The 6,813-nt window shown below is 42.8% G+C and carries 5 protein-coding genes and 1 pseudogene; 4 read left to right on the top strand and 2 right to left on the bottom strand.

Features of this window, described 5'->3' with window-relative positions:
* Both istB and istA read right to left on the bottom strand, forming a co-directional pair.
* On the bottom strand, window positions 1–709 hold a 709-nt coding region (gene istB / locus L641_RS0101740; protein WP_024600957.1), incomplete at its 3' end, for an IS21-like element helper ATPase IstB.
* A gap of 11 nt (window positions 710–720) precedes the next feature.
* The gene (istA, locus tag L641_RS0101735; protein WP_008466912.1) at window positions 721–2,271 is read right to left on the bottom strand and encodes an IS21 family transposase; all 1,551 of its coding nucleotides are present in this window, start codon (window positions 2,269–2,271) and stop codon (window positions 721–723) included.
* A 216-nt stretch (window positions 2,272–2,487) separates the two neighbouring features.
* Here istA and L641_RS0101730 point away from each other — a divergent pair.
* The 4 genes and pseudogenes from L641_RS0101730 to L641_RS0101715 form a co-directional block, all read left to right on the top strand.
* Window positions 2,488–3,384, top strand: a pseudogene (locus tag L641_RS0101730) (IS66 family transposase); the annotation flags it as partial.
* Between the two features lie 150 nt (window positions 3,385–3,534).
* Window positions 3,535–4,773 carry a site-specific integrase gene (locus L641_RS0101725; protein ID WP_024600955.1) on the top strand — a complete coding sequence of 413 codons (1,239 nt, stop codon included), beginning with the start codon at window positions 3,535–3,537 and terminating at the stop codon, window positions 4,771–4,773.
* Window positions 4,770–5,696: a tyrosine-type recombinase/integrase gene (locus L641_RS0101720; protein WP_024600954.1), complete on the top strand. Its 927-nt coding sequence runs from the start codon at window positions 4,770–4,772 to the stop codon at window positions 5,694–5,696. Before L641_RS0101725 ends, L641_RS0101720 begins: the two co-directional genes overlap by 4 nt.
* A complete protein-coding gene (locus L641_RS0101715; RefSeq protein WP_024600953.1) occupies window positions 5,693–6,694 on the top strand; it encodes a tyrosine-type recombinase/integrase in 1,002 nt (333 codons plus the stop codon). Before L641_RS0101720 ends, L641_RS0101715 begins: the two co-directional genes overlap by 4 nt.
* Window positions 6,695–6,813 lie beyond the last annotated feature (119 nt).

Below are 6,813 nucleotides of genomic sequence, written 5' to 3'. Positions count from 1 at the left end.
TCGATTCTCCTTTTAAATTCAACTTAATTGCACCATGAATCAGCCTATCTAAAATAGCATCAGCGTGCGTTGATTCGCCGATCATTTGGTGCCAATTTTCCTGTGGTAACTGACTAATGATGATGTGTGATTTATAACCATATCTAGCATCGACTAATTCAAGTAAGTCGCTTCGTTGCTGAGCACTGAGTGGCTCTAGCCCCCAATCGTCTAAAATAAGTAAGTCGTATTTAATGAGTTTACCCAATAATTTTCGATAACTGCCATCGGCCTGTGCTAGAAATAGACTTTCAAGTAATTCTTTTAATCGAATATAGAAGACACTTTTTCCTTGTAAACAGTGCTCGTGACCCAAGGCACACGCGAGGTAGGTTTTGCCACAGCCTGTGGCGCCTGTAATTAATATATTCTGATGTAAACCCAGCCAGGTGCTTTGGCTGAGGCTGCGTATTTGTGCTTTATCTAGATTGCGCTTCGGCGAGTAAATGAGTTGATTTAACTGACCCGGTACGCGGAATTTTGCTTGTCGCACCAGTCGCTCTATTTTTCTTTGGTCACGCGTATCAATTTCATGTGTTAGCAATAAACTGACGCGCTCTATAAAGCTTTGTTCTTGATATAGGTTTGGCTGTTCAAGCTGCTGCTTGAGTGCTTGCTTTATACCCGATAACTTGAGCAATTGAAGTTGCTGATTAATTGTTTCTATCATGTTTACATTCCTTAATGGTAGTAATCTGTGCCACGTATGTTGCTGTGTGTAATTGGCTTTTCTGGCTCTGTTTGGAGTGTGGGTAATGGTTGTTGGTCTAACCCTTTTTGCAGCATTTGCTTAATAGATCTGTGTGTGGTCGTATTCATGCAAATTGCTCGGTAACATGCTCGCTCGAGGCGTTCTTTTGAATACGTTTTAGCTAAACTTAATACCCCTAAACAGGTGCGATAAGCTTGCTCTGGATGACGTTTGCTATTAAGCAATAATTCAACGACTTGATGAGTATAATCACCGATACTCAATGCCCATGAGCGTAAATTTATCGGTGACTGCTCATGCTGTTTTTGATGCGCCTTTGGCATATGATGTGTCTGTGTCGTATGTCCGCCTAAACGGTTTGAGCGAGGATGCTGTGCTATTAAAGTGCCGTCATAATAAAGCTGCACGAGTTGATTGGATATGTGTGCGCGTAATTGTTTTTTAACCCACAGATAAGGCACGCTGTAGTAATGTTTTTCTATTTCAACATGGTAATCAATATGCACACGTACTGTTTTGATTTGTGTATATTGATAGGGCTTTTCAGGCAATGGCTTTAATGCGTTTTTATCCACCATATCAAATAGCTGTTTGCGTGATTGTTGATATTGCTTCATCACCTTATTGTTCATCATATCCAGTAGCTTTGCTATTTCATGATTGAGTTGCGCTAAGCTGTGGAAGGTTTGGTTACGTAAGCGTGCCATGATCCAACGCTCAACAATTTGTACGCCGACTTCAGCCTTCGATTTATCTTTGGGTTTATAAGGTCTAGCCGGAATGACAGCAACGTTAAAGTACTCGGCTAACTGGTGGTACGTCGGATTTAAATCAGGCTCGTAGCGACAGGTTTTACTGACAGCACTTCTGAGATTATCGGGAATAACAACGTCAGGAACGCCGCCTAAAAATTCAAAGCAACGCGCATGACTCATTACCCAATCTTCAAGTTGCTGACTATACGTTGCTTCAGCATAGGTATAATTTGATGCACCTAGTACAGCAACGAATATCTGAGCAGTGCGCTTTTCTTGTGTCGTCGGACAAGTAATGGTAATTGTGGGGCCACAATAATCCACAAACAGCTTTTCACCCCCTTTATGCTGCTGACGCATTGAGAGTCGCTGGGTACCTAACCATTGTTTATAAGCTCGGCAGAAGTGACTGTAGCTGTAATAAGGCTCACCCACTTTTTCAAGTAACTCATCAAATACGAGCTGTAATGTTAGGTGTTTATGTTGTTTTAAGTCTTTATTGATATTTAACCAGTCAGGCGTTGGGTGTCTTTTTTTACGCGTTGAGAAGCGCTTGAGTTTGGTGTTGAAAAATGTATTTTGCTGTTTATCCTCTGGTATTGGCCATTGATTTAAGCCTAACTCATTGGCCTTTTTAAGGTAATTAGCCACAGTACCAGGTGAAATATTTAAACTTCTGGCAATCTCTCGATGGGATAATTGTGCTGAGTACTTCAGCCGTAAAATGGAATGTAATTTACTCATAGATATAGGTCTTGTTGTCATTGTTGTTATCCTCATCAAACGATTCAGATAACGGTTTAACACACCTACAAAAATGATAAAACGTGAACTCGGTTACGAGTGGTATTAAGCTTTGATCGGCAAAATCATTAAGAGCATAAATGTGATCATTTACAAGTGATTTTAGTGATCAAAGCTTAATGAGAATAAGCGATCAAAGTTAATGCAATTGGGTGATCAAAGCTGGAGAGAATATGCATCAACAAAGGCATTGCAACCAGCAGTTTGCTCAGTCAGCTTATCACCAGTAAATACCAATACGGGTTACCGCTGTATCGCCAGGAAGCGATGTTTAAGCAATACGGTATTGAACTCAGTCGACAGACCATGAGCAGCTGGATAGACAAATCAGCCACACTCTTCGCGCCATTAGTTGAACGGCTTAAAGCCGAGCTGTTAAGGCAACCCACGCTGTTTGCCGATGAAACGCCATTAAAGGTGGTGAAATCGGACAAAGTAAACAGTTACATGTGGGTGTATTGCTCGGGTCGAGATTCACCAGACCCGAATAATCCTATCCCTAATATCGTACTTTACGACTTCCACAATAGTCGCGCGGCCGCCTGCGTGGTCAATTATCTTGATGGATATCAAGGGTACTTGCACGTGGATGGCTATCAAGCCTATGCCAGAACAGAGGCAACCTTAATCGGCTGCTGGGCGCATGCTCGTCGTAAATTTATCGACGCGAAAAAGCTACAAGGTAAAAACAAAACCGGCAAAGTGGATGTGGTATTGAGCCTTATCCAAAAACTGTACGGCGTTGAGTCACGCATCAAAGATAAAAGTGTGGATGACAAATATACGGCAAGACAAGAGGTTAGCCTGCCTATTCTTAGCAAGCTAAAAATATGGCTTGAGCAGGATCAGCCAAATTTAGTGGGGAACAGCAAACTGATAGAGGCAGCTAATTACCTGGCAAATCAATGGCACAAGCTCATACGCTATGTTGATGATGGCCGACTTAGCATCGATAATAATAGAGCAGAACGCGCGGTAAAACCGTTTGTGATAGGCCGAAAGAATTGGTTATTTAGCCAAACGGCTAACGGTGCCCATGCTAGTGCCACCCTTTACAGCATTGTGGAAACGGCATTATGCCGCATGCGGCATAATGCGGTTTATACCGAAAGAAAAACTATGCCGAATCACTTGGCTAGAACCCTATAATACAAAGATACTTGCATATGATTGCTTCGGCATAGTGTGATCTGACTTCTAATAATTAATTTACGGAGAAGGATTATGAGTGTTTCGGCATTTTTCAAGTGTAAAAAAACAATAGCGCGACTTCATACGGGCCCTTTGGGCGTTTATATGAAGGCTTATGCAGAGCATCTAATTACTGAAGGTCACTGCTACCAGAGTGGCGCTCGTAACATTAGAGTTGCTGCTGATTATAGCGCATGGTTAGCCAGTAAAAAGTATAAGGTGACTGATGTTAACGAAGCATCAGTACTACAATATGAAAAATTTAGGCAAAAAAATCGACATCCTTTTTTGTCTGATCACGCAGCTCTTATTAGACTTCTTATAGTGCTAAGAGCGCTCAATGCAACAGCAGCAGCAGCAACGATTGTGTTAGATCATCTGTCGCAGATCATTCAGGACTTTGAACAGCATTTGATGCAAAATCATGGACTTTGTGAAACTTCAGTCATCAGACATCGAATACCACTGAGGAAGTTTCTTTGGCAGTGTTGCCCTGATGGTGTTTCATGCTTTTCAAGCTTAAGAGGACAAGATGTAAGGCAATTTCTAGTGCAACACGCACATGACCAAAGCCCTAGCTCTGCAAAAAATATGTGTTGGACACTACGTGCGTTCGCTAGGTATCTTTTATATAAGGGGTATACAACCTACAATTTGTCTTCTGCTGTACCTAGTATCAGAAGATGGAGCCTAACCACCCTCCCAGAACATCTATCTTCTAACCAAATTCAAAAGGTGCTGAACAGTTGCGACACGAGCAGTGCCGTTGGCTTAAGGGATTACGCAGTACTTATGCTATTAAGTCGGCTAGGACTGAGGGCGAATGAAATAGCTCTGTTGAAGTTAGATGACATCAACTGGCATGCTGGTAACCTCAACATTCGAGGAAAGGGTCGAACGCTTATTGCTTTGCCTTTGCTGCCTGAAGTGGGTGCGGCGCTATCAGATTACTTACAAAACGCACGGCCAAAGACTGATAGCCGTTCAGTTTTTGTACGCTCATTGGCGCCACATTCTCAGTTTGCAAGCTCTGCTGGGATCTCACAAATTGCTAAAGCAGCGTTACTGCGAGCTGAGTTAACACTAAAGCATAAAGGGACTCATATTTTTCGCCATAGCCTTGCAACTAACTTGCTTCAAGCAGGTGCTTCACTGTCCGAAATTGGTCAACTACTTCGCCATAAGAGCCATGATTCGACACGTATTTATGCCAAAGTTAATATTGATGGATTAAGAGCATTAGCCATGCCATGGCCGGGAGTAGCACAATGATCTCCTTACGTAAAATATTACATGAATATGTGGATCTTAGACGCGGACTGGGCCACAAGTTTATTCAACCAGCTAGAGATTTAGAAGGCTTCGTTACGTTTATGGAGCAGTACAGTAGTACTTTTGTCACTACCAAACTTGCACTTGAATGGGCAACCCAATCGCCTGGAAAAAATGCTAGCTGGGCTATAAAACTGGCCTATGTTCGCGGGTTTGCTCGGCACTTGCAAACAATGGACATACACACAGAGGTACCGCCGGTTGGACTTTTATCCTATAGCGGCTCTGCTAAACCGTACATTTACTCTGATATTGAGATACAGGCATTGTTGGAGGCCGCATTAGCTCTTAAACCGGTAAACAAATTAAGGCGCTGGACATACCATTGCCTCTTTGGTCTTTTACCGACAACAGGCTTGCGTATCAGCGAAGCTTTGACTCTCAAACGCCAAGATGTAGATCTTGAGAACTGTATTCTCACTGTACGCGATACAAAGTTTGGAAAATCACGCTACGTTCCCATACATGCAAGTACTCAGCGTATTCTAGTCGAGTATGATCGCCGTCGCGATGAACTTATTAACCCTCCTTGCAGTGAGTACTTTTTGGTAGCAGAGCGCGGTGGCCGTTTATTACCGCAGTATGTTTCTCGTGTATTTTTACGTTTATCACGACAAATTGGATTACGTACCCCAAATGCTAGCTCAGGACCACGGATCCATGATTTTAGACATAGCTTTGCGGTCAATACGCTATTACGATGGTATAGAACTGGAGAAAAGGTAGACACCTTGTTACCAAAATTGTCTACTTACCTCGGTCACAGTTGTGTGCGTGATACCTATTGGTATTTATCTGCCTGTCCAGAGCTACTGGAACTTGCTGCGCGTCGCTTAGAAACACGTTTGGAGGCTGAACTATGAAAGCCACTACCGCATTTCCGTGCTTGCTTGAACGTTGGTTTACTATTCGTTTAATCAATCAAAAACGCGTCAGTCACAACACGATATACTCCTATCGAGACACCTTTCGACTGCTATTGGTGTTTGCAAAAAAACAGCTAGGGAAAGCGCCATCTGCGCTAACGCTAGAAGATATCAACGCAGAATTAGTTAGCGCATTTCTTAATGATCTTGAAGAGCACCGAGTAATCAGTGCTCGCACAAGAAATTTACGTCTGACTGCCATTCATTCATTTTTCCACTTTTTAGAATACGAAGAGCCTGGGTATAGCGCACAAATTCAGCGAGTATTAGTTATCCCTAGTAAACGACATGAGCAGAGGCTGATCCACTTCTTGGAGCGAACGGAAATAGAGGCATTACTGGCAAGTCCGGATAAAACGACGTGGATAGGCCATCGTGATCACGCTCTACTTTTTTTAGCGTTACAGACAGGGCTGCGTCTTTCTGAAATCATCGGGCTCAATAGTACGTCCCTATTTCTTGACCAAGGGGCGCATGTCCGATGTCTTGGCAAAGGTCGGAAAGAAAGAAGTACTCCTTTAACCAAACCTGCTGTTCGTATCATGAAAACTTGGCTGTTAGCGCTTCCTGGTATGGAAGAGGATATACTGTTTCCAACAATACGCGGCAATCGTCTTAGTGCAGACAGTGTGCAGTATTTAGTAAAGAAACATGCTGCTAATGCCAGTATTCAATGTCCATCGCTGAAGCAGAAGCATGTAACACCTCATGTGCTTCGACACACCGCAGCAATGGAGCTGCTTAGCGCAGGTGTTGATACCACGGTAATAGCGATGTGGCTTGGACATGAATCTACACAAACGACACAAAGATACTTACATGCTCATATGGCACTGAAGGAAGCAGCATTAGCGAAAGTAGCGCCATTTAATAAGCACAGTGATCTTCACTATAAACCGAGCGATAAGTTGTTAGGTTTTCTCACCAGCTTGTAGTTCTAGGATTAAACTATGCCGAATAGAAACTGGATCCTTACAGTCAAATGACAGTAATACCAGCACACTTATGAAATTGGGCAGCATGTGTTCGGCATAGTTTTTCTTTCGGTATAAAC

Source organism: Pseudoalteromonas sp. TB41 (assembly GCF_000497975.1).
Classification (GTDB): Bacteria; Pseudomonadota; Gammaproteobacteria; order Enterobacterales; family Alteromonadaceae; genus Pseudoalteromonas; species Pseudoalteromonas tetraodonis.
Note: the sequence above shows the minus strand (reverse complement) of the source record. Positions and strands in the feature narration are given on the sequence as shown.

Bases quoted from the DNA above. Each gene is read 5' to 3' on its own strand.
- istA (WP_008466912.1), bottom strand. From the start codon at position 2,271: ATGACAACAAGACCTATATCTATGAGTAAATTACATTCCATTTTACGG.
- L641_RS0101725 (WP_024600955.1), top strand. From the start codon at position 3,535: ATGAGTGTTTCGGCATTTTTCAAGTGTAAAAAAACAATAGCGCGACTT.
- L641_RS0101720 (WP_024600954.1), top strand. From the start codon at position 4,770: ATGATCTCCTTACGTAAAATATTACATGAATATGTGGATCTTAGACGC.
- L641_RS0101715 (WP_024600953.1), top strand. From the start codon at position 5,693: ATGAAAGCCACTACCGCATTTCCGTGCTTGCTTGAACGTTGGTTTACT.